The following is a 21,621-nucleotide window of genomic DNA, read 5'->3' as shown; positions in this document are numbered from 1 at the left end:
TATACTGCTAGCGGTGCAATCCGACGTTTGTACTGAAGTGATTTTGGAGTCGATCCCCTATGCTGAAGCGTCTTTCGCCTTGGTTACTGGCTCTGGCACTACCCGTGGGTGCCCTTTTCACCACCCCTGCCAAAGCAGCTAACTTTGTCTCCCTCACCTATGGTCCTTTTCAGCGCTCCTTCCCAATGTCGGAGCTAGAGGAATTTGTGTCCACCCAAGAAGCCACGGGAGAATTGCGAGCATTGATGCGGTTCGTTCCCAAAGAAGACCAAGCCAAGCTCCTTGAATTCTTGGGTATGCGGCTGCCCTTCAATGTTGTGCAAACCGATAAAATTTTGGGTAGCCCCATTGGCAAAGATTTACTCAAACAATTTTCTCAGGTCACGATTCGCCGCGATAAAGCCGGTGAAGTGGCTCTCCGTGGTGCCATGCTCACTGCCGCTGCTTCTCCGGAAGGGTTGAGCATGATGTCGTTTTTGAAAAACTATCCTGCTGAAACCATCAACCTTGATTTGCGCAAGCTCAACCAAATGCTCAAGAAACAAGATGGCATTATGAGCATGCTCGGGAAACTGCGCCCATAGTGCTAGACGATTGACGAAGAGTTAAAATTAACGATTCCAGTGCAGGGGCACAGAGGCTCCTGCATTTTTTGGCAATCTACTCCTGCTGTCGCAACCACGTCCACCAGCGATTCAAGGGGGCATAGAGCAAGGGTGCCCAAAGACTACTCATAATGGCTGAACTAAGCGCGACTTGCCGATGGTGCTGCCAAATCTCCTCGAGGGGAAAGCCACTGCCAAGGCTCATTTGGATTGCGATGACCGTTTGTTGCAGGATGGCCATTGCAAAAGTAATCAGGGCAACCGAAATAAAATCCTCAGAAACAAAGCGCTGCTTTTGCATCAGGGCGGTCAACCCCCCCACCAAAGCTAAGCTGACTGCGTGGCTAGGATGAGCACTGACCAAGCCATCTTGAATCCAACCGAGGGCAATACCCGCCAGTATCCCTTGCCCCCACGATCGCTTGACACTCCACACCACCACCCAGATTAAAAACCAGTCTGGCACCAATAGATGCAGGTTGGGTAAGTGAATAAAGCTCAGCAGGGCACAAAGTCCCACAGAGCCAATGGTAATCAGCCCGTTGAGGCTAGTTCGGTGTAAATGTGTCTGTCGGTTCAGCATAGGGAATGACGGTGACCCACTCAAGGCGATCAATCGGTGCGCCCAGAATAACAGTGGCATGGGGGCGGGTGGGATCGCTCAGTTCCACCGATTGCACCTCACCAATGGGAATGCCTGCCGGATAGAGACTACTCAGGGCTGAGGTATAGAGGACATCCCTGGGCTGCACCTTCGGGTCTTTCTCTAAAAACTCGACAATCACCTGCTGGTTGAGTTGTCCCCGCAAAATCCCCATCTGCCGCGTCCGACCCACCACAACCCCCACTCGACTGGCGGGATCCGTGAGCAACATTACCCGACTGGTATTGGGAGTAATGCTTGTAATGCGCCCCACAAGGCCCCCGTTGCCCACCACGACTGAACCAATGGTGAGACCCTGACGACTGCCTTCCCCCAAGAGGAGCGATCGCCACCACTGATCGGAACTGCGACCAATCACCGGAACAATGCGGCCATTCAAATTAGGCAGCATCGGTGCATTCAGCATTTGCCGCAACCGCCGGTTTTCCGCTTGGACGGCGGCCAGTTGCTGCTCCAGTTGCCATGTGCGGGCTTGAATCAGAGCTTGCTGATCCTCCACTGCGCCTTGAAAGGGCAAACTAAGAAGGCGGTACAGCTCGCGAATCGCTGCCCCATTGGTCTCGCGCAAAATCCAAGCACTTGTGAGTACCAAAGCAACAAGGACTAGGCCGCCGGCATATCGTCCCCACCAGCGCAGCAGAAAAGCCATAGCTGCTCATCCTTAACCAATCACTGCTGGTTGTGTGGAAAAGACACGGGCGAGGTCTTTGAAGTTTTCCAGTACCCGACCGGTACCCATGACCACACACCGCAGGGGATCCGCTGCCACGTGAACAACAATGCCCGTTTCATGGCTAATCAGGGTATCGAGACCCCGTAGCAGGGCACCGCCGCCAGCCAGCATAATCCCGCGATCGACAATGTCTGCGGCCAGTTCCGGAGGCGTCCGCTCAAGGGTGCGTTTAATGGCTTCAATAATCGCCGAGAGGGGTTCAGCCATGCTTTCGCGAATCTCTTCTGCTTTGACCACGACTGTGCGTGGTAGGCCAGAGAGTTGGTGCAGCCCCCGCACTTCCATGGATTCGGAGTCATAGCTGTCGTTGGGGTAGGCAGAGCCAATGCGAATCTTGATCTCCTCAGCCGTGCGTTCACCAATGATCAGGTTGTGTACTTTTTTCAAATACTGGACGATCGCCTCAGAAATTTCATCGCCAGCAACGCGGACGGATTCACTCAAAACGGTGCCCTGCAAACTGAGAACCGCCACTTCGGTCGTGCCACCGCCAATGTCCACAATCATGTTGCCCGTCGGTTCTTCCACGGGTAAACCCGCACCAAAGGCGGCGGCGACGGGTTCATCAATCAAATACACTTCCCGTGCCCCAGCACCCCGCGCAGCATCCTCAATGGCACGGCGTTCGACACCGGTCACGCCACTAGGAATCCCAATCACCACACGGGGGGCAAACAAATTCTTACCGCCGTGCACTTGGCGCATAAAGTGCTTGAGCATCAGTTCCGCACGTTCAAAATCAGCAATCACACCATCCCGCAGGGGACGCACGGCCACCACATTGCCCGGTGTCCGCCCCAGCATTCGCTTTGCTTCAACACCAACGGCAAGGGGTTGTTTGGTATTTTGGTCAATAGCAACAACGGAGGGTTCCTCTAAAACCACACCCCGCCCAGACACGTAAACTAGGGTGTTGGCTGTGCCCAAATCAATGCCGATGTCTCGTGATAGGCGACTAAATACTCCCACGATGGTGTACCCCTTCTTTGAATCCTGTTGGTTGTAACAGTGCTGTTACCAAAAAACGTGATGGCAAGATTGTATTACGTTTTGTTTGGAAAATCTCGGTGGGTTCTCCCTCGGTCGAGATTGTTTGATAAAGGGATAACTCCTCATTATCTTGGCTCATAATTTCTTGGCTCATGACCCACCGCAGGCTATTGATTGACAGCATCCTCTTCATCAGGGTCACTCAAGGCCATGCCATTGGCTTCGCGCCGAAAGGTTTGCCGCTGCTGCTGGGTGACTTCGATACCGACGGCGATCGCTTCCTTGAGCCGTTCTAAGGTGGCTTGCCAGCGTTCTTGGGTGGTTTCTGAGAGGCGATCGCGATGTTGCTCAAAACTCGCAGTAATGTCTTCGAGCAGTTCGGGCAGGGCATCAGCGGATTTGCGCAGGAGTTGTCGGGTTTCCTTGCCAGAGCGGGGAGCCATCAGCAGCCCCACGACTGTCCCGATCGCGCTCCCTAGGAGCAGCCCCCCCCAAAAAGCACCACCGCCACCCTGTTGCTGACTCATCGCTTTCTCCTTTGCAGGCGGACACCATATCGCCCTATCCAGCTTATCAAGGTTAAAAACAGACGGAGATTGCGCTGTTGTCGCCGCCATTTGGGCAATTGCGATCGCAAGCCGGCCACCCCCCGCTGGCCAATGATAATCACCTCAGGGGCACCGCCTAAAACCCCGTGGGTACTCCGCTCCGCATCTAGGAGCGCACGGGACACCCCCCGCAGAATCTGGCGCAGCTTGACCAACTGCCACGCCGACCATAATGCAATCAGCGCAATCAGGCAATTGCAGCTAATCACAATCCAGACCATTCGTGGCATAGGGGGCATTGGTGTTCACAATTATTGGTTCATCTTTTCATAGATTGCCACAGCGGAGGGCGATGTGGGGGTGAGGTCGTTAATGCGATTTCCTGAAGCGCGATCGCCCCTCGGTAGCACCCAGTTGCCACTGCTGCATCCAAGACCACCACATACTTAATAAGAATGGGGTTGTACTCCCTAGTTTACTGTGGAGATTGGAGAGCGGGGTTGCTGGCTGGAATTGCAAATTATGGTTAAATCACTCCCAAAACGAAAGCAGCGGCGAGGCATACGGCCTTGGCTGGTGTCGCTGTTGTTGGCGGCACTGATTGTTGGCGGTGGGCTGTTCAGTTGGTACCATTGGCGATCGCCTTCGCCCCTTTACACGCTGACTGTTGAAGCGCCGCCCCAAAGTCCGCAAGAGTTAAAGCAATGGGCAGAGTCTGCGGATCCCCTCAAGCGCGATCGCGCCCGCTATCTTTTGGCCGTAGAAAGCCTGAGTCAACAGCAACCCCAAGCTGCCCTGCAGTGGCTCCAAGATCTTGAGCAGACTTACCGTCCCATGGCCGCACCCATTCTCCTGCTGCGAGCGGAGGCCTATCGCCAACAGGGGGACAACCGCAGGGCCAAGGAAACGTGGGAACAGTTGCTGCGGGAGTATGGCAGTGAACCTGAAGCGGCAGTGGCACTCCTGAGCCTCAATCAACCGCAAAAGGCGATCGAACGCTTTCCACAGCATCCTGCCGTTGTCAACTATGTGGCGCAACAGTTAGAGAAAAATCCCGATCAAGTGCCCTACCTGAAGTTGGTGGCACGCCACGGCCTCTTTCTTAAGGAATACGGCACCTACCTTGAAATTTTGCGGCAGCGCTACGCCGATCAACTGACGCCCGCCGATTGGGAAGCGATCGCCTTTGGCTATTGGGAGAAAATGCAGTATGCTCCGGCAGCAGCGGCCTATGCCAAGGCACCACCAACCCCCTTGAATCTCTATCGGGTGGGCCGGGGACGTCAATTGAGTGAGGACACCTCTGGGGCGATCGCCGCCTATCAAGCCCTGATCAACCGCTTTCCCCAAAGTTCAGAAGCAGCCCTTGCCCAACTGCGCCTTGCCCGTTTAGCCAAAATGCCGGCGGAGCGTCTCCCTTTGCTGGCCAAGTGTCTTCAGTTAGCGAGGCAAAATCAAGCACCCGCGATCGCTGCCGATGCCCTTCTGGCACAGTACCAAGCTTATCAGGAACTAGGCAATACCAAGGGGGCACAACAGAGCCAACAACAACTCTTCAAGACCTATCCCCAAAGCAGCGCCGCAGCGGAACTGCGCTGGCAACTGGCCCAAGGGGCTGCCCAAAAACGGCAGTGGTCTCAGGCACAACAGTGGGTTAGCGAAATTCTCAAATTGAACCCTGAGAGTGAGCTGGCACCGCGAGCCGCCTTTTGGCAAGGAAAATGGCAAGGGGAAGCAGGACAACCCCAAGGGCAACGCCAAACTTGGCAACTGGTCATCGAGCGCTATCCCCACACCTACTATGCTTGGCGAGCCGCCAGTCTGCTCAAGAAACCCGTGGGCACCTTTACAACGCTGCGACAACAGCGACCCTCGGTAGCGAGCGATCGCAAGACCCTCCTCCCCTTGGCCACAGGGAGTGCCACCCTACGTGAACTGTACCTGCTGCGGCAATCTCAGGAGGCTTGGCAGCGCTGGCAGTGGGAGTTCCAAAATCGGGTGACGCCGACAGCGGCAGAACAACTCACTGATGGCCTGATTCGCCTTGGCGTCGGAGAATACCTCGATGGCATCTTTATGCTGCAAAACTTGTTTACGCGGGCCGCCAGTGAACCCGAGGTGGCAACGTTCTTTGCGCCTATTCGCCGCGATGTCCGCTTCTGGTATGCCCTTTACCCCCTGCCCTACTGGGAATTAGTGGAAAAGTGGTCTTTGGCACGCAACTTAAATCCTCTATTGGTGATGGCCTTGATTCGCCAAGAATCTCGCTTTGAAAAGGAGATCCGCTCAGTGGTGGGGGCAACGGGGTTGATGCAGTTGATGCCAGAGACGGCTGCTTGGATTGCCGAAAAGTTGAACCTAGAGAGCTATTCCCTTGTGGATCCAGAGGACAATATCCGCTTGGGCACATGGTACGTTGACTACACCCACAATCAGTACAATCAAAACACGCTCTTAGCCTTGGCCAGTTACAATGCAGGTCCTGGCAATGTCAGTCAGTGGTTAGAGCGGTTCGATATTGGCGATAGCGATCGCTTTGTGGAATCGATTCCCTTTCCTGAGACCTATGGCTATGTCAAGAGTGTCTTGGAGAACTACTGGAACTACTGGCAACTCTATGCCCAGCCCTAGGAAAAATCGTCTATTCTCATAAAAAGGCACGGGACTGCGTCATGGATCAAGATATTCCTGTTGCGGAGCGGCTACAACCAATCACTCAGGGCAAAGCGGCACCTCGGCGAGGGGGGTGGGCGATCGCCCTTGTCCTTGTGGGGCTAATGGGCGTGGGAGCTGTGTGGTTCCTCAATCGTGCCACGGAATCACCAACGGCTACGGAAACGGAGCCAACGCTAACGCCAACGGAAAATCTGCTGGGACATCTGCCCTATGAAGAGGCTCCCCTATCAGAGCTTGAACCAGTGAGTGCCGATGGCCAAATTAAGTTACGGCGAGCCGCAGCAGAGCGGTTTCGTGCCATGGTGGCAGCAGCGCAGCAGGAAGGAGTGGTATTGGTGCCCCTATCGGGTTTTCGCTCCAAGCAGGATCAGGATTATCTCTTTTTTGAGGTCAAGGAGCAGCGGGCACAACGGGCAAGTGAGCGGGCATTGGTGAGTGCGCCCCCCGGCTATAGCGAACACCATACGGGCTATGCCATTGACATTGGCGATGGCGCCCGGCCAGACACCCATCTCAGTGAGGCTTTTGAGGACACCCCCGCCTTTCGCTGGCTGGAAAAAAATGCAGCGCGTTTTAGTTTTGAACTGTCCTTTCCCCGTCATAACCCGCAGGGGGTGAGCTATGAGCCTTGGCACTGGCGATTCGTTGGCGATCGCCACAGTTTGCAAACCTTCTATAGAGCACGACAACTGACACCGAGGAACGAACCATGAGGGGATTTGCCCATCGCGCGGTTTTAGTGACAGGGGGCACAGGCGGACTCGGTCAAGGGGTAGTGCCAGTTCTTCTCAGTCAAGGCTATACGCTGACAATTCCCTATATTGATGCAGCGGCTCGTGAAGCCCTAGAGAAACAACTGGCTGCGGCTGAATTGGCCAATGTGCGGTTTGTACCCGCCGACTTGAACAATGAAAGTGAGGTGGCTGCGCTGGTCAGTCGCATGCCGCAATTGGATGCCGTGGTTCACCTCGTGGGGGGCTTTAGTAGGGGGGCAACGGCACAATTTGCCCTCAGCGATTGGCAGCAGAGTTTTCGCCTCAATGTCGAGACCACCTTCTTGGTTTGTAAGCACGCCCTCAAACGTATGCAGGCCCAGCAATATGGGCGCATTGTCACCATTGGCTCACGGGGTGCAGTTGAACCAGCGGCTGAACTGGCTGCCTATTGTGCTGCTAAAGCCGCAGTCATGGCCTTCACGCGGGCGATCGCCGCCGAAACCAAAGGCAAAAACATTACCGCCAATGTCATCCTTCCCAGCATTATCGATACTCCTGCCAATCGGGCAGCGATGGGTGAAGCGCAAGCGGTCAATTGGGTGAGTCCTCGGGCGATCGGTGATCTAATTGCCTATCTCATTTCTGAGGGAGCGGCTGCCATCAGTGGTGCCGTGATTCCTATCTATGGCAATGTCTAGAGCGAGTTGCCATGTTCTTTATCATTTTGCTCATTCTTCTTTGTACGGTCACCCATCTCTTTACGGAGGTGCTAGTTTTAACTCCCCTAGAGGTGTTGCGCTCCATTCATATTCCTGCAATTGTCCTTTGGGGCGGCCTGATCCTACTCTTGGCATGGATCATGGGCGATTAGCGCCCGACACCTGAACGACCGTTTGGCTAAATTCGGCAATTTGGGCAGCCGCCACTTCTAAACAGGGGCGATCGCGCACGAGGGCAAAGCGCACATAACCCTCTCCCCCTTCCCCAAAACCCGATCCGGGAGCTGCGGCAATCCCAGTTGCCTTGACAAGAGCTTGACAAAAGCCAAGGGAATCCCCGTGCCAAGGTTCCGGCAGTTGCGCCCACACATACATCGTTGCTGGCGGGAGGGGCACTGGCCAGCCATGATCGCCGAGGGCTTGGACAAAGGTATCACGGCGCTGGCGAAAGATCTGCCGCGTTTGCTGGACACAGGTTTGATCTCCCGTGAGGGCGGCAATGGCACCCCGCAGGATGCCAGCGTATTGGTTGAAATCAATCACCGATTTAATTTGGCGCAGGGCAGCAATGATGTCGGCACGGCCAATGGCAAAGCCAATGCGAAACCCACCCATGTTGTAGGACTTAGACAGGCTATAGAATTCAATGCCCACTTGGCGATCGCGATCCACTTCAAAGATCGAGGGTGCCCGCTCCGCATCAAAGACGAGATCAATGTAGGGAAAATCATGCACCAGTAAAATCCCGTGGCGATCGCAAAACTCAACCGCTGCCTTGAAAAAGTCCAAGGGCGCAACCGCCGTGGTGGGATTGTGGGGATAGCTGAGAATCAGTAGTTTTGCCTGCTCTCGCACTGGCAGCGGAATGGCCGCTAAATCCGGCAAAAAGTGATTTGCTGCCCGCAAGCGCAAGGGATACAGTTGTCCCCCTGCAAGATACACCCCCCCCGCATGGGAGGGATACCCCGGATCAAGCACTAGCGCATACTCTTGGGGATTCATCACCGCAAGGGGCAAGTGCGCTGTCCCCTCCTGTGAACCAATCAGCGTCAGCACTTCCCGCTCGGGATCCACCCTGAGGCCAAAGCGGCGTTCAAACCAAGTGGCCACTGCCTGTCGAAAGGCCGCCGTACTGGCAAAGAGTTGATAGCCATAGGTACTTGCATCGCGCACCGACGCTTCAATAGCCGCAAGAATGTGATCGGCGACGGGCAAATCCGCAGAGCCGAGGGAGAGATCCACAATCGGCTGCCCAGTGGCCGCCACCGCCGCCTTCGCCCGATCCATGGCGTCAAAGACATTGCCTTGGAAATACCGCAGGCGATCGGCCAGCTTCATGCTGCCACCTCCACCTCACTGGAGAGCAAGGCCTCGACAAATTCAAAACTGGAAAAGGGGCGCAGATCCTTAATGCCCTCGCCCGCACCAATGAAGCGAATCGGTAGTCCCAATTCCTGCACTACCGCCAAGGCCACTCCCCCTTTGGCTGTCCCGTCCAGCTTGGTTAAAATCACCCCAGTGAGTTGCGCCGCTTCTGCAAACACCTGTGCTTGGCGCAAGCCATTTTGGCCGAGGGTGGCATCGAGAACCAGTAGCGATTCAATTTGAGCATCACCCGCTTTTTTATCAATGATGCGACGGATTTTCTTGAGTTCCTCCATCAGGTTGGCCTTGTTTTGCAAGCGGCCAGCGGTATCCACTAGCAGCAATTCTGTGCCTCGGGCTTGGGCAGCGCCAATGGCATCAAAGACCACAGCAGCAGGATCGGTATTTTTGCCGGGGTTGGCAATCACCTCGACATCGGAGCGCTGTCCCCAAATTTTCACCTGCTCCGTGGCGGCTGCCCGAAAGGTATCTGCCGCTGCAATCAGACAGCGATAGCCTGACTGGGTGGCAATGTGGGCCAGTTTACCAATGGTGGTGGTTTTGCCAACGCCGTTGACACCGGCAATCAACCAGATATTCAGCGTGCCTTTTTTCGGAGCAAAGTCGCGGCGGTAGCCGGCTTCAAAGGGGCGATCGAGAATGTCCCGCAGAATTTCCTTCAGGTAGGCGATCGCCTGATCGGCAGGGAGTGTTTCTTGGCGAATTTTTGTTTGCAGCGCCGCAATAATCTGATCCGTGGCCTTGACCCCCACATCCGACTGCAACAGCAGCATCTCAATTTCTTCGACGGCATCCCGACTTAAGGGGCCTTGGCCGACGATCGCCCGCAGTTGATGCACTAGGCCACGACGGGTTTTGCCCAGACCTTGGCGCAGACGTTGCAACCAAGTAATTTCCTCAATATCCACCTCCTCTGGGCGCCGGCCTTGGGCGGCAAGCACCTCCGCCGACCACAAAAAGCCTTCATCAAGGACAAGGGAGGAGTCTACGGGCTCAGCTTCCCCAACGGGCTGGACAGGGGCAGGTTCAGCAACAGGGGGCTTTTCAGACTCGATAGAAACGGGAACGGGGGCATCATCGGCAGGCGGTGTTTCTTGAGTTTCTTCAGCGGTTTCAATGGTTTCAATCGTCGCGGCACTCTCCGATTGCTGTCGCGCTTGAATCGACTGGAGTGCCGTTTTTGCCCAGTTGAGGATGCTGGGGGAAGCAGTGGATTCAGTTGTAGATTGCGGGGATTCTGCGGATGGCGCTGCCGTTGGGGTTTCTGCAGGGGGCGATGGCTCCTCACCACTGCCACCAAACTTGCGTCGAAACCAATTAAAAACCATGGCCTATCCTCTGTGCGACTGAACTTGCCTATTTTCCAGAATAGCCTTGATTTTCCTGTAAAAAGGCTTGCAGGCGATCGCCCACCGTGCGACTCAAAGCTGGATGACACACCACCAAGGGCGGCCAATGCTGCACATCGGCGCGATTGTAGCGGGGCAACTCACCATTGGCATAGGTAAAGGCTCCCCCCGCCTCCTGCATGATCAAATCCGGTGCCGCTAAATCCCAGTCCTTCGGGGCACTGCGCCCTGTGAGATTGACGTACAGATCTGCATCCCCTTGGCAAATACTCGCCGTTTTACAGCCCATACTCCCCATGGGAATTAGCTGTACGCATCCTAGGGTTCTTAAAAAGGCCTGTAGGCGCTCTCCGCCGTGGCTCCGACTCATCACCACCCGCAACGACTGCCCCGCCCTAGGGGGTTGTACCCGCAGTCGCGTCGCACCTTGGCGCGTCTCTCGATAGGTACCGGCGCCGGCAATGGCAGTGTAGATCACCTCCTGCTCTGGCCAGACGACAGCGGCTAAACAAGGGCGATGTTCATGGACAAGGGCAACGTGAATCGCATACTCCCCCGTTTGCTGCAAAAAGTCGTAGGTGCCATCGAGGGGGTCAATGATCCACTGGTAGGGCTGGGGCAAGGGCTGCCCTAGGGTGTAGGTCTCTTCGGTTAAATAACCAAACTGCGTCGGCGGAAAATGAGCTTGGAGGGCGTGGCGCAAAAAGCAATCAACCGTTTCATCGGCAAGGGTGACAGGATCACCGCCTTTGTCCTGCACCGCTAGATCCTGCACCTGACGGTAAAACTGGCGCAGTTGCTCAAGGGCTTGCCAAAGAAGCGGGCGCAGGGTGGCAAGGGTATTCTCAAGATCAAGGGCGGGGGACATCTAGGCTGCCTCAAGGGAAAGACCACGGGGAATCGCGGCAATTAGCGTGCGAGTATAGTCGTGCTGTGGCTGTTGGTAAACGGTTTCCGCGTCACCCATTTCCACAATTTCGCCATTGTACATAACCATGAGGCGATCGCTCATGAATTTCACCACACTGAGATCGTGGGAAATAAAGAGGTAGGTCAGTTGAAACTCCCGCTGGAGTTCTTTAAGCAAATTCAGGACTTGCGCCTGCACCGACACATCCAAGGCCGACACTGATTCATCACAAACGACAAACTCAGGATTCAAGGCCAAGGCACGGGCAATACAAATTCGCTGCCGCTGCCCCCCGGAAAATTCATGGGGATAGCGATTCTGGGCTTGGGGGTCAATGCCCACCCGTTCAAGGAGATAGGCCACCCGCTCTTGGTGTTGCCGTTGCGACTGATGACGGCGGTGAATCCGCAGGGGTTCTGCCACCAACTCGCCAATGGTCATGCGGGGATCTAGGGAACTATAGGGGTCTTGGAAGATGAGTTGCATCCGTTGCCGCAGGGGACGCAATTGGCGAGGCGATAAATGGCTGATGTCGCGATCGCCAAAGATAATTTTTCCCTGTGCGGGTTCTAGGAGGCGCAAGAGGGTCCGTCCCAGTGTTGTTTTGCCACAGCCCGATTCCCCCACTAAGCCAAGGGTCTCCCCGGCGCGAATCGTAAACGAGACATCCCTGACGGCAGTGACAAAGCGCTGCTTGCCCGCCACGGGATACTTGACCCAGAGATGTTCAACCCGCACCAAGGGGGGTTGGCTCGCCAAATGCGCCAAGCGTTCCTGCTGCTGCGCTGCGGAAATCACTTCTAATCGCGGGGGAGTGGCCGCTAGAAAATCCGCCACTGTTGGCAAAATGGCCAAGGTCTGATCCAAGCGAGGACGACAGGCCAGTAGCCCCTTGGTATAGGGATGTTGGGGGTGACGAAAGACCTGCTGAACTGTCCCCGATTCAACAATTTGCCCTTGGTACATGACAACGACCTGATCCGCCAATTCCCCAATCAGATTCAGATCATGGGTGACAAAAATCAATGAGAGAGGGTACTGCTGCTGCAACTCCCGCAAAAGCCGTAGGATCGCTGCTTGGACAGTGACATCGAGGGCAGTGGTGGGTTCATCGGCAATTAAAAGCGCTGGCGAAGCGGCCATGGCTATGGCAATCATGACCCGCTGAATTTGTCCCCCGGAAAGTTGGTGCGGATAGCGACGGAGAAACCGCTTTTTCTCCTCAAGGGGGTCTGCCGGTTTGAGAAGATGCACCTGTTCAAGGAGAGCGATCGCCCGCTGTTGACATTGCCCTTGGGGCAGTCGTTGCTGTGGATCAATGGCCTCTGCCAGTTGAAAGCCAATGGAATAGACCGGATTGAGAGAACTCATCGGCTCTTGGAAGACCATACTGATTTGGCGACCCCGAATCTGTTGCATTTGGCGGGGGGTGCAGCGCAGCAAGTCAATGGCCTCCCCCTCTGGCTCTGGCTGAAACCACGCTTCGCCGTGGCTGATCTGTCCCGGCGGCAACAGCAACTGCAACAGAGCCAAGCAGGTGACTGACTTTCCCGATCCCGACTCGCCAACAATGCCAAGGGTCTGACCCCGCTCCAAGCGAAAGGAAATGCCATCCACTGCCCGTAGGGTTTGATCGGTTTGGCGAAAGTCAACGGTAAGTGCTTCCACACGCAAAAGGGGTGATGACATCACAGGGCAAACCAACTCGGAATAATCCTAGAATAGAGGCGATTCTGGCACTTAGGCATGGAGTTGATCTTTTTTGGGGTTGGCCTGCTGTTGGGGCTAATGGTCTGGTTCTGGCAGTGGCAGCAAGTGCGACACGCTTTGGAGACGCTCCTTGAGCAGTACGCGGCTCGCCCCTTCAAATCCTCACCGTGGCAACGCTTGCGAACCCTACTCAGCCACCAGCTTCAGGAACAGGAACGCTGCCGTCAGAAAATGTTGCGCTGTCAAACGCTCCTTGAATATGCCCCCATTGCCTATTTGGAGGTGGATGAGACCAATTGCGTGGTCTGCTGTAACGAGGCAGCGCGATTGCTCCTTGGTTTAGGGCATGCCGAAGGCCGCCTTTTTTTGGAATTGGTGCGCTCCTATGAATTGGACTGTCTCATCGAAGAGGTGCGCCAAGAGGAAACGATGCGGGAGCAAGAATGGCTCTATGCCTACCTCACACCGACGGGGCAAACCAAGCGCAAACCCCTGCGGGCACGGGGACTCTGCCTTGGCGAGGGGCATGTGGGTGTATTTATTGAGGACTGCGAAGAGGTGGTGCGGCTGCGGGATGAGCGCGATCGCTGGGCAGCGGATGTCGCCCATGAACTGAAAACCCCCTTGACCTCCCTGCGCTTGGTGACTGAAACCCTACAACAACGGGTACCGGAGTCCTTACGGGATTGGGTCGATCGCCTCCTTGAGGAAATTATTCGCCTCAGCCTCCTTGTTCAAGAACTCCTAGAGTTAAACCGCCTGAGTCACACTCCCGCCGATAGCCTTGAGCGGCATCCCGTTGACCTTGTCCAACTCATTGATACTGCGTGGCAATCCCTCGCCCCCCTCGCTGCGGCTAAAAACATTCACCACGAGTACACAGGCCCAGAGCAATTTTCCTACTGCGGCAATGAATCGCAACTGTTTCGGCTCCTGGTCAATCTTTACGACAACGCCATTAAATACGGCCCTGTGGGTGGTCAAGTGCTGACGCGGCTGCTGAGCGATCGCGAGGGGGGCTATCTGTGTCTCGAAGTCATTGATAGCGGCAGTGGCTTTCCCCCCAAGGACTTGCCCTATGTGTTTGAGCGGTTTTATCGGGCCCAAGCCCGGCGGCATCGCTTTGTCATTCCCACCGATTCTGAAGGGCGGATGCCCCCCGTCGGTAGCGGTAGCGGTTTGGGATTGGCCATTGCCCGCCAAATTGTTGAATGCCATGGCGGCTACATGCAGGCTGCCAATCATCCTGACTATGGGGGAGCGTGGCTGCGAATTTACCTGCCCTTAACTGCGCTATAGCTCCTTGGCCACCCAGCGATCGCGCCCAAGGGTCTTCGCCTCGTAGAGACACTGATCCGCCAGATGCAACAACATGGCTGTCTCATGCTCTGGAGTGGGCAGCGTCGTTGCAATCCCAAAGCTGGCCGTTAGCCTTGGCCCAACGGTACTTTTAGCATGGGTGATATTAGCCTCCGCCAGCGCTGCCTGAATCTTCTCAACAATATGGATAGCTCCCCTTTGGTCGGTACTGGGCAGCAGCAAGGCAAACTCTTCCCCACCAAAGCGCGTGGCCAAATCCCCTGCCCGCTGCAGATGGCTTTCTAAAATTTCCGCTACCTGCTTGAGAATTTGATCGCCCTGCAAATGGCCGTAGTGATCGTTGTAGGCTTTGAAGCAATCAATATCCAGCATCACTAAACTTAACGGTTGTTGCTCCCGCTGACAGCGCCGCCACTCCTTCGCAAACAGTTCATCAAAACAGCGCCGATTGCCAATATCCGTCAGACTGTCGATATACACCATCTGCTGCAGATTGGCATTGGCAGCTTCCAATGCGGCATACATCTCCGCCTGCTGCAGTGCCACTGTTAGGGGTTCAGCAATCCGTTGCAGTAGGAACAACTCCTCCCGCTGCCAGAGGCGAGGGCCACGACACTGGTGGGCAATTAGGAGTCCCCACAAGTCTTGCCCCTGAAGTAGTGGCACCACGAGATTCGCCTGAACTTGCAAGCTACTTAGGAGCTCACGATAGCAATCCTGTAATTGCGCTTGATTGACATCGCTAATGGTCACAGTGCGTCCTTCTAGGAACCGCTGCGCTGTCTCTTTACTAAAACAGGGATCGTGAATCACTTGACCTAGGATTGAATACTGCGGCAACGTGGTGGCTTCCACTTCCACAACGCCACTGCCATCGGCTAAAAAGCGGTAAATCAGCACGCGATCGCTCAAAAGCAGTTGTTGAATACTGGTTACCGCCCGCTGCAAAATCTCCTCTAAGCGAATCGACTGGCGAATATCCTGAATGATCGTGCTGACAATCATTTCCCGCTCTAGGTCAGTTTTCAGCCGCTCTTCTGTGCGCTGTTGCTCCGAGACATCCAAAAGAACGCCATGGAGCATGTGACTGTGGGGGTCAAGCTGGCCGCGATCGCTCAACCAGCGGAAACAACCATCGCGGTGTTGAATGCGATAGGTGGTACTGTAGGCACGCTGCTGCCGAATCGCCTGTTCAATATCCCGTTCTGCCAAGGCCAAATCCGGCGCTGGGATAATCTGGCGCAGATCCGGTAAATCTTGGGGAAAGTAACCCGTGAGGTGATAAATCTGATCGCTAACATAGCTAAACCGCCACAGGCGATCGCGATCGCGCCGATAGATCGCAACGGGCAAATGACTAATCAGAGTGTTATAGCGCTGTTCGCTCTCCGTAATCGCCACCGTAATCGCCTGTTGCCGTGACAGTTGCCAGCGCAGTTCCGCCGTGGCCTTATTGAGCTCTTGGGTTAGCACCTGAATCACCCCTTGAGCTTCCGTAATATCAATGGCCGCCAAAAGATTACTTTGGGTCACAATCCCCACCAGTTGACCTGTCTCATCCACGACCACCACCCGCCGCACTTGGTGCTCCTTGAGGAAATGATTCACCTGCCACAAACTTTGATCGGGCTTCACGGTCAGCACGGGTTGGGACATAATACTGCCAACGGTTCCTGTGAGCACTCCCCCTTGGCCCTGCAGTGCCTCAAAAATATCCTTTTCCGTAATAATGCCGCGCGGCAGCACACCCGAGGCGGATGCCTCAGGAACCACTAAACTGGTGACCCCCCGTTCGGTCATCAGGACAGCGGCCTCCTGTAGCGAAGCTTCCGCCGCAATGGTAGCCACATCGGGTACCATCACCTCCGCCACCCGTTTAATTCGCAGGAGATCCACAGGGCGCAGGCTCTCCCGAAAGGCTTGGCGAGTCAGCAGTCCTTCCACCCGTCCCGATTCATTGACCACGGCAAGGGCATCCACGCCCAAGTAGCGAAAACGCCCTAACACAGCTAGGGGATCATCGAGATCACTGAGGCGCAGGCAATAATCCGATGGCAGCATGATCTGGGCAGCCGTGATCGCCTGTGGCGAGTACCCCTTACCAAGGGCACGGATCACTTCCCGTTGGGTGATCAAGCCCCGAAACTGTCCCTGCTCTTCGACGACTAAACCCAATCCTTGGTTGCTTTGTAATCCTTGGAGAATCTCATTGAAGGAACCCCTTGGAGCGATCGTCACTAACTGAGCCTGTACCAAGGCTTGCAAATTTAAGCCTGAATTCAATTGCTCCATAGTGCCCCTCTTTCGCCAAGATATACTGTTAAAATGATGTCTAAAGTTGCGTCTATCGTTTTTAATCGTTCTGGCAAATAAAAATAAGACTTACAAAAGTTTGTATCACTAATTGTGATCCTTTTTACCCCGAATTAGTTATTCTAATTCTATCTTGATAGTTCGTGGCAACATCAGGGATGTTGACAGGGTTGAATAAGCCCTTGTCTAAAATATGGGATAGGGGATGTGAGTCTCTTCTGTAGGGGCTTTCACCGTTTTGAGTGTGTTCGATCCATCGCCAAAGGGCTGTCACTGGGATATTCCGCTGTTACAGGAGAAAAGCTAGGATAGGGAATTGAATGTATTCTATTCGCTGCTGCTATGGACTAGCGAATTACTGGATCAGAGACGTTGTGCGTACCTGCTGCGGGTGATTGTGACTGCGGCAGCCATCTCAGGATTGAAGCGATGAATCCACCTGCGCCTAATCTCATTTGCCCGGAGTGTGGCACTGCAAATTCTATTCACCAAGTTGAGTGTTGCCACTGTCAGGTGCCACTCCTGAAGCGCTATCTGTGGGCGATCGGTTCTGGTTTGGATCCCTACAGGGTGGGTGAGCTAGTGGGCGATCGCTATCTAGTGCAAGGCAAACACTTGCTCTTAGACCTATTGCCGGGGGAGCCAGCGCCCAGTGTGGACAACACCTCCCAGCTCTACCGTCCCTATCTGCGCCTCTTTCCCAAGCGTCCCCATGTCCCGGAATTATTTGGCGCCCTTTCCCTCCCTGAAGGAGAACTGTTGCTCCTTGAGCATGCCCCCGTCAGTTGCATTGACATTGCCGATGCCAAAGTTGCCCCCGGTCTCACCCATGCCGCTCCCCTCACCACCATCTGGGAGAAAGCCAATTTAGTACGCCGCCTCAACTGGTTATGGCAAATCATCTCCCTTTGGCCAGCCTTGGTGGCAGAAAATGTGGCTCTCACACTGCTCAATCCCCAGCTTTTGCGAGCCGAGGGATCCCTTGTGCGGCTGCTGCAACTGCAAGCAGGCCATAATCCCACCTTGACTGATCTTGGCAAATTCTGGCAAACCCATTTCAGTTTTAGCGACCAAGGGGAAAACTTTCAGCAGGCCTTCACGATTCTGTGTCAACACATGCAGGATCCTCAGGAAACCACCCCTGAATTTATTCGTGACACCCTAGAGACCCTCTTTCAGCAGGCTCTCGATCACCTCGGTTATGAGTACCACTACGATATTGCCAGCCGCTCCGACCAAGGACCTAGTCGGACTCGCAATGAGGACAAATGCTTTCCAGAGCGCGATCTCACGAGCCAATCACAGGTGCTCGCCCTCGTGTGTGATGGCGTCGGGGGGCATGAAGGGGGCGATGTCGCTTCCGGTTTGGCCATTGACATTCTGGAGGAGACGCTAACCCCCCTCAAGCTGCTGGAGATGTCCCCTGCTACAGTTGAACAGGCGATTCAAACCGCTATTCGCCGCACCAATGATGCAATCAATCAACGCAACGATACAGAGCAGCGCCACGAACGCCAGCGCATGGGAACCACGGTTGTCGGTGCCCTGATGGAACACGCCCATCTTTACCTTGCCCACATTGGTGATAGCCGCGCCTACTGGATCAACCGCTGGGGCTGCTACCAGCTCACCCTCGATGACGATGTGGCCAGCCGTGATGTGCGCTTGGGGATGAGTACCTACCATCAAGCCCTTGAGCTGCCCTACGGTGGTTCCTTGGTGCAAGCGTTGGGGATGGCACCCTCCCAGCATCTGCACCCCACAGTAGAACGCTTTTTGCTGGATGAAGAGGGAATTCTTTTGCTGTGTTCCGACGGCCTCAGTGATTTTAATCGTGTCGAAACCTACTGGCCACAGTACCTCCTGCCTGTGCTCCAAGGTCAGCTTGCCCTCACTGCTGCGGCTGAACAACTCATTGATCTTGCCAATCGCCTCAATGGCCATGACAATGTGACGGTGGTGCTCATTCACTGTCGGGTGAAGAATACATCGGGTGTCATTGACTTGGACTACAGCAATATTGTTTGTCAAGGGGAGTTGCCAGAGGTGACAGACATTACAATGGGCTACGTCCCCCCACCCGATCCAGCGGATCTCGACCTGACGGTTTCCCAGATTGTGGAACCCCCTCAACCCCAACCTAAACCGCCGCCAGCCCAAAGGTCTCGTTTCCAAGCGTGGCTGCTACTGCTGGTGGCTGTGGGCGTTGCCACCGCTGCCCTTGGCTTTCTGGCTGTGATGACTTCTATGAATCGCTCTGTGGTAGAGCCATCCCCCTCACCGTTGACCCCACGCCAATAATGCCGAGTTCTGACGATTTTTCCCTCGACGCCTACGACTATCACCTGCCTCCGGAACGGATTGCCCAACAGCCCGTTTCTCCCCGCGATCATTCCCGCCTGATGGTGGTGGCACGGGACACTGCTACCGATCACTACTTCTATGAGCTACCGCAACTGCTGCAACCGGGGGATTTGCTAATACTCAATGACACACGGGTGATTCCGGCACGGCTGATCGGTCAAAAAATCGGCGGCTCTGGCCGCACCGTGGAGGTGTTTCTCCTCGAAGAATTGAGCGATCGCCAGTGGTTGGCCTTGGTCAAGCCCGGTCGAAAATTGCGCCTTGGGGCGGTGATTCAAATCGGCACACTGCAAGCAACGGTACAGGCCATTGATGAGGAGACCCGAGGCCGGGTGATTGAATTCGACCTGCCGCCGGGCGATCGCCTGTGGTCCTATCTTGATCACCTAGGGGAAGTGCCCTTACCTCCCTACATTGACAACCCCATTGAAGATACTGAACAATACCAAACCGTCTATGCTCGCCGTCCCGGTGCTGTGGCTGCGCCAACCGCTGGCTTGCACTTTACCCCCGAACTCTTGAGTAAGTTGGCCTATCACGGCATTGATCATTGTTTTTTGACGCTCCACGTGGGCATTGGCACCTTTCGTCCTGTGGAGGCCAGCGATATTCGCCATCACCATCTCCACGAAGAATGGATTGAGGTACCGGCTGCTACCGTCGAGCGGATTCAGGCCGCCAAAGCTGCCGGAGGACGGATTATTGCCGTCGGCACCACCGTTATTCGCTCCCTAGAAACGGCAGCCCAATCCGGCACCCTTCAGCCCTTTTGTGGCAAGAGTGATCTCTATATCTATCCGGGGTATCAGCCCAAGATAGTCGAGGGCTTCATTACCAACTTTCATCTGCCCCGCTCTAGCTTGATGATGCTCGTCAGTGCTTTTATTGGTCGCGAACGGTTGCTTCAGTTGTACCAACAGGCCATCGATCGCCAGTACCGCTTCTATTCCTTTGGCGATGCCATGCTCATTTTGCCCAGCGCTTGCCACAATACCGTTTGAGTGTGCTATCTTAAAGCCAGCTGTTTTGCAAATTACCGTTCAGGGAGATGGAGGTGATGCCCATGGCAGATAGTAGTAAGCGCTTGGGTCGTCGTTTTGGAGTAGCTCAGCTCTAGGGAAGAGTTGTTCTCCATCTGTTGATTTGAAATCACACCTAGGAGGCCACTTCTCCTAGCAGTTGATACCCACGATAACCACCAGACCGCTCCTAAGGCCTTCCTTGGGGGCGGATGGCTTTTTAGGGGTATGTTGGGGGCGTCTGAGCGATAGTGTAGTTTTGTGACCAGGCATTAAAAAACATTTCAGATGCTGGGTGGCGAATGGGGCAGCGATCTATAGTAGGGGCAACCGGAACGTCGCCATTATTGGCCAGAGAAGACAAATTGAGAGTGAACAACGACTAATGATGGTGGACTCTGGAACTGTTGCGTTCTGAGAGCAGCCATGGCCGTTCAATTCCTACCCCAAAAAACACGGCAAAAAACGCCGCGCTTGCATCCCATTAGTGGTACCAAGCTACTGCTAGTCGTGCTGTTGAACCTCTTTATTGCCGGCTATGTCTTTTGGGCATACCGCACTGCCCATGAGCATCAGCTCCCGACCCAACGCAATCCGATCTTCCGGAACCTGCGTTCTCGCTAGACTTGCCCTAGGCAGATTGCGACGATAGAATGAGGGATTGCTGTCTTTTTTTCAATGGGCATGAAATCCTATCTCGCTGCCGCAGTACAAATGACGAGCCAACCGAATCTTGAGGCAAATCTGGCACAGGCAGAGGAATTGATTGAACTGGCGGTGAGACGGGGTGCAGAACTTGTAGGGTTGCCAGAAAATTTTTCCTTTCTTGGCGATGACCGGGAGAAAGTCGCCCAAGCGGCAACAATCGCTGAGCGGACTGAGGCTTTTTTGAAACGCATGGCGCAGCGATTTCAGATTACCTTGGTGGGGGGTGGCTACCCAGTACCAGCAACCGCAGGCAAAGTCTATAACACAGCCGTCCTCATTGGTCCTAGCGGAGAAGAATTGAGCCGTTACCAAAAGGTGCATTTATTTGATGTCGATTTGCCCGATGGCAATATCTACCACGAATCGGGCACAGTGCTAGCGGGACGGCAGTTACCCTCTGTCTATCCCAGTAAAGATTTGGGGAATATCGGCTTGTCGGTGTGCTACGATGTTCGCTTTCCAGAACTCTACCGCGCGCTCTCCCAAGCAGGGGCAACGGTGCTTTTTGTGCCGGCGGCCTTTACCGCCTTCACGGGTAAGGATCACTGGCAAGTTCTCCTGCAAGCACGGGCCATTGAAAATACCTGCTACGTGATTGCACCGGCTCAGACGGGAATTCACTATGCGCGGCGGCAAACCCATGGCCATGCCATGATTGTGGACCCTTGGGGAACCATTTTGGCGGATGCCGGCGATCGCCCCGGCCTCGCCATTGCAGCCATTGAACCTAGCCGCCTTGAGCAAGTGCGTCAACAAATGCCCTGCTTGCAACACCGTGTCTTTTTCTGATTTGTGAGCCAATTGTGAAATAAATCGTAACATGGCATACAGACGGGGGGAGTTTCCTACGCTATCGTAGAACCATAGGTGAATCCTTGCCCTCACTCCAAA

Annotated in this window: 20 protein-coding genes; 10 read left to right on the top strand and 10 right to left on the bottom strand. The window is 54.9% G+C overall.

The genetic code is table 11. The annotated features are described in order from the left end of the window. The first annotated feature begins 59 nt into the window (after positions 1–59). Entirely contained in the window at positions 60–584 is a 525-nt protein-coding gene (locus M0646_RS01320) for an alpha/beta hydrolase (RefSeq protein WP_286626263.1), read from the top strand. Between the two features lie 76 nt (positions 585–660). Here M0646_RS01320 and mreD read toward each other — a convergent pair whose 3' ends face one another. The 5 genes from mreD to M0646_RS01295 form a co-directional block, all read right to left on the bottom strand. Next, positions 661–1,188: a rod shape-determining protein MreD gene (gene mreD / locus M0646_RS01315; protein ID WP_149817445.1), complete on the bottom strand. Its 528-nt coding sequence runs from the start codon at positions 1,186–1,188 to the stop codon at positions 661–663. Next, entirely contained in the window at positions 1,154–1,918 is a 765-nt protein-coding gene (gene mreC / locus M0646_RS01310) for a rod shape-determining protein MreC (protein WP_149817442.1), read from the bottom strand. The genes mreD and mreC overlap by 35 nt, the downstream gene beginning before the upstream one ends. Positions 1,919–1,930: 12 nt before the next feature. Next, positions 1,931–2,971: a rod shape-determining protein gene (locus M0646_RS01305; RefSeq protein WP_149817440.1), complete on the bottom strand. Its 1,041-nt coding sequence runs from the start codon at positions 2,969–2,971 to the stop codon at positions 1,931–1,933. A 188-nt stretch (positions 2,972–3,159) separates the two neighbouring features. After that, on the bottom strand, positions 3,160–3,519 hold the full coding sequence (locus M0646_RS01300; RefSeq protein ID WP_190278147.1) for a YtxH domain-containing protein: 360 nt from the start codon (positions 3,517–3,519) through the stop codon (positions 3,160–3,162). Further along, positions 3,516–3,830, bottom strand: coding sequence for a hypothetical protein (locus tag M0646_RS01295; protein WP_286626259.1), 315 nt, complete (start codon positions 3,828–3,830; stop codon positions 3,516–3,518). Before M0646_RS01295 ends, M0646_RS01300 begins: the two co-directional genes overlap by 4 nt. A gap of 232 nt (positions 3,831–4,062) precedes the next feature. Between M0646_RS01295 and M0646_RS01290 the strand changes: the two genes are divergently transcribed. The 4 genes from M0646_RS01290 to M0646_RS01275 are packed head-to-tail and all read left to right on the top strand — an operon-like array spanning position 4,063 to position 7,803. Next, on the top strand, positions 4,063–6,171 hold the full coding sequence (locus M0646_RS01290; protein WP_286626258.1) for a transglycosylase SLT domain-containing protein: 2,109 nt from the start codon (positions 4,063–4,065) through the stop codon (positions 6,169–6,171). 41 nt (positions 6,172–6,212) lie between these two features. Beyond that, positions 6,213–6,929, top strand: coding sequence for a D-alanyl-D-alanine carboxypeptidase family protein (locus M0646_RS01285; RefSeq protein ID WP_286626256.1), 717 nt, complete (start codon positions 6,213–6,215; stop codon positions 6,927–6,929). Continuing rightward, positions 6,926–7,630 (top strand): 3-oxoacyl-ACP reductase FabG, encoded by a 705-nt coding sequence (gene fabG, locus M0646_RS01280; RefSeq protein ID WP_286626254.1) that lies wholly within the window; start codon positions 6,926–6,928, stop codon positions 7,628–7,630. Before M0646_RS01285 ends, fabG begins: the two co-directional genes overlap by 4 nt. Before the next feature lie 11 nt (positions 7,631–7,641). After that, positions 7,642–7,803 carry a hypothetical protein gene (locus M0646_RS01275; protein WP_190278145.1) on the top strand — a complete coding sequence of 54 codons (162 nt, stop codon included), beginning with the start codon at positions 7,642–7,644 and terminating at the stop codon, positions 7,801–7,803. Here the strand turns inward: M0646_RS01275 and M0646_RS01270 are convergent. From M0646_RS01270 to M0646_RS01255, 4 genes are read right to left on the bottom strand one after another with little or no spacing between them, the layout of a single operon-like run. Then, positions 7,790–8,989, bottom strand: coding sequence for an LL-diaminopimelate aminotransferase (locus M0646_RS01270; RefSeq protein WP_286626252.1), 1,200 nt, complete (start codon positions 8,987–8,989; stop codon positions 7,790–7,792). The genes M0646_RS01275 and M0646_RS01270 overlap by 14 nt on opposite strands. After that, positions 8,986–10,365, bottom strand: a complete 1,380-nt coding sequence (gene ftsY, locus M0646_RS01265) for a signal recognition particle-docking protein FtsY (protein WP_286626250.1) — start codon at positions 10,363–10,365, stop codon at positions 8,986–8,988. Before ftsY ends, M0646_RS01270 begins: the two co-directional genes overlap by 4 nt. A 28-nt stretch (positions 10,366–10,393) precedes the next feature. Beyond that, positions 10,394–11,254, bottom strand: a complete 861-nt coding sequence (locus tag M0646_RS01260) for a 3'(2'),5'-bisphosphate nucleotidase CysQ (protein WP_286626248.1) — start codon at positions 11,252–11,254, stop codon at positions 10,394–10,396. Further along, positions 11,255–12,985, bottom strand: coding sequence for an ABC transporter ATP-binding protein (locus M0646_RS01255; protein ID WP_286649782.1), 1,731 nt, complete (start codon positions 12,983–12,985; stop codon positions 11,255–11,257). 57 nt (positions 12,986–13,042) lie between these two features. Here M0646_RS01255 and M0646_RS01250 point away from each other — a divergent pair, with 57 nt between their 5' ends. Beyond that, complete coding sequence (locus M0646_RS01250) at positions 13,043–14,305, top strand: cell wall metabolism sensor histidine kinase WalK (RefSeq protein WP_286649781.1); 1,263 nt, start codon at positions 13,043–13,045, stop codon at positions 14,303–14,305. Here the strand turns inward: M0646_RS01250 and M0646_RS01245 are convergent. Continuing rightward, entirely contained in the window at positions 14,300–16,618 is a 2,319-nt protein-coding gene (locus tag M0646_RS01245) for a diguanylate cyclase domain-containing protein (protein ID WP_286649780.1), read from the bottom strand. The genes M0646_RS01250 and M0646_RS01245 overlap by 6 nt on opposite strands. Before the next feature lie 450 nt (positions 16,619–17,068). Here M0646_RS01245 and M0646_RS01240 point away from each other — a divergent pair, with 450 nt between their 5' ends. From M0646_RS01240 to M0646_RS01225, 4 genes are all read left to right on the top strand, one after another. Continuing rightward, the gene (locus M0646_RS01240; RefSeq protein ID WP_286626242.1) at positions 17,069–18,940 is read left to right on the top strand and encodes a PP2C family serine/threonine-protein phosphatase; all 1,872 of its coding nucleotides are present in this window, start codon (positions 17,069–17,071) and stop codon (positions 18,938–18,940) included. Next, positions 18,940–20,004, top strand: coding sequence for a tRNA preQ1(34) S-adenosylmethionine ribosyltransferase-isomerase QueA (gene queA, locus M0646_RS01235; RefSeq protein ID WP_286626241.1), 1,065 nt, complete (start codon positions 18,940–18,942; stop codon positions 20,002–20,004). The genes M0646_RS01240 and queA overlap by 1 nt, the downstream gene beginning before the upstream one ends. A 444-nt stretch (positions 20,005–20,448) precedes the next feature. Then, the gene (locus M0646_RS01230) at positions 20,449–20,646 is read left to right on the top strand and encodes a hypothetical protein (RefSeq protein ID WP_149817414.1); all 198 of its coding nucleotides are present in this window, start codon (positions 20,449–20,451) and stop codon (positions 20,644–20,646) included. A gap of 60 nt (positions 20,647–20,706) precedes the next feature. Beyond that, positions 20,707–21,519 carry a carbon-nitrogen hydrolase family protein gene (locus M0646_RS01225; RefSeq protein WP_149817412.1) on the top strand — a complete coding sequence of 271 codons (813 nt, stop codon included), beginning with the start codon at positions 20,707–20,709 and terminating at the stop codon, positions 21,517–21,519. Positions 21,520–21,621: the final 102 nt, after the last annotated feature.

Origin of the sequence: Thermosynechococcus sp. B3 (assembly GCF_030323045.1) — a bacterium.
Classification (GTDB): domain Bacteria; phylum Cyanobacteriota; class Cyanobacteriia; order Thermosynechococcales; family Thermosynechococcaceae; genus Thermosynechococcus.
This window is presented reverse-complemented; position numbering and strand designations above follow the sequence as displayed.

Coding starts and splice junctions, on each gene's coding strand:
- M0646_RS01320 (WP_286626263.1), top strand. CDS start 60: ATGCTGAAGCGTCTTTCGCCTTGGTTACTGGCTCTGGCACTACCCGTG.
- mreD (WP_149817445.1), bottom strand. CDS start 1,188: ATGCTGAACCGACAGACACATTTACACCGAACTAGCCTCAACGGGCTG.
- mreC (WP_149817442.1), bottom strand. CDS start 1,918: ATGGCTTTTCTGCTGCGCTGGTGGGGACGATATGCCGGCGGCCTAGTC.
- M0646_RS01300 (WP_190278147.1), bottom strand. CDS start 3,519: ATGAGTCAGCAACAGGGTGGCGGTGGTGCTTTTTGGGGGGGGCTGCTC.
- M0646_RS01295 (WP_286626259.1), bottom strand. CDS start 3,830: ATGCCACGAATGGTCTGGATTGTGATTAGCTGCAATTGCCTGATTGCG.
- M0646_RS01290 (WP_286626258.1), top strand. CDS start 4,063: ATGGTTAAATCACTCCCAAAACGAAAGCAGCGGCGAGGCATACGGCCT.
- M0646_RS01285 (WP_286626256.1), top strand. CDS start 6,213: ATGGATCAAGATATTCCTGTTGCGGAGCGGCTACAACCAATCACTCAG.
- fabG (WP_286626254.1), top strand. CDS start 6,926: ATGAGGGGATTTGCCCATCGCGCGGTTTTAGTGACAGGGGGCACAGGC.
- M0646_RS01275 (WP_190278145.1), top strand. CDS start 7,642: ATGTTCTTTATCATTTTGCTCATTCTTCTTTGTACGGTCACCCATCTC.
- M0646_RS01270 (WP_286626252.1), bottom strand. CDS start 8,989: ATGAAGCTGGCCGATCGCCTGCGGTATTTCCAAGGCAATGTCTTTGAC.
- ftsY (WP_286626250.1), bottom strand. CDS start 10,365: ATGGTTTTTAATTGGTTTCGACGCAAGTTTGGTGGCAGTGGTGAGGAG.
- M0646_RS01260 (WP_286626248.1), bottom strand. CDS start 11,254: ATGTCCCCCGCCCTTGATCTTGAGAATACCCTTGCCACCCTGCGCCCG.
- M0646_RS01255 (WP_286649782.1), bottom strand. CDS start 12,985: ATGTCATCACCCCTTTTGCGTGTGGAAGCACTTACCGTTGACTTTCGC.
- M0646_RS01250 (WP_286649781.1), top strand. CDS start 13,043: ATGGAGTTGATCTTTTTTGGGGTTGGCCTGCTGTTGGGGCTAATGGTC.
- M0646_RS01245 (WP_286649780.1), bottom strand. CDS start 16,618: ATGGAGCAATTGAATTCAGGCTTAAATTTGCAAGCCTTGGTACAGGCT.
- M0646_RS01240 (WP_286626242.1), top strand. CDS start 17,069: ATGAATCCACCTGCGCCTAATCTCATTTGCCCGGAGTGTGGCACTGCA.
- queA (WP_286626241.1), top strand. CDS start 18,940: ATGCCGAGTTCTGACGATTTTTCCCTCGACGCCTACGACTATCACCTG.
- M0646_RS01230 (WP_149817414.1), top strand. CDS start 20,449: ATGGCCGTTCAATTCCTACCCCAAAAAACACGGCAAAAAACGCCGCGC.
- M0646_RS01225 (WP_149817412.1), top strand. CDS start 20,707: ATGAAATCCTATCTCGCTGCCGCAGTACAAATGACGAGCCAACCGAAT.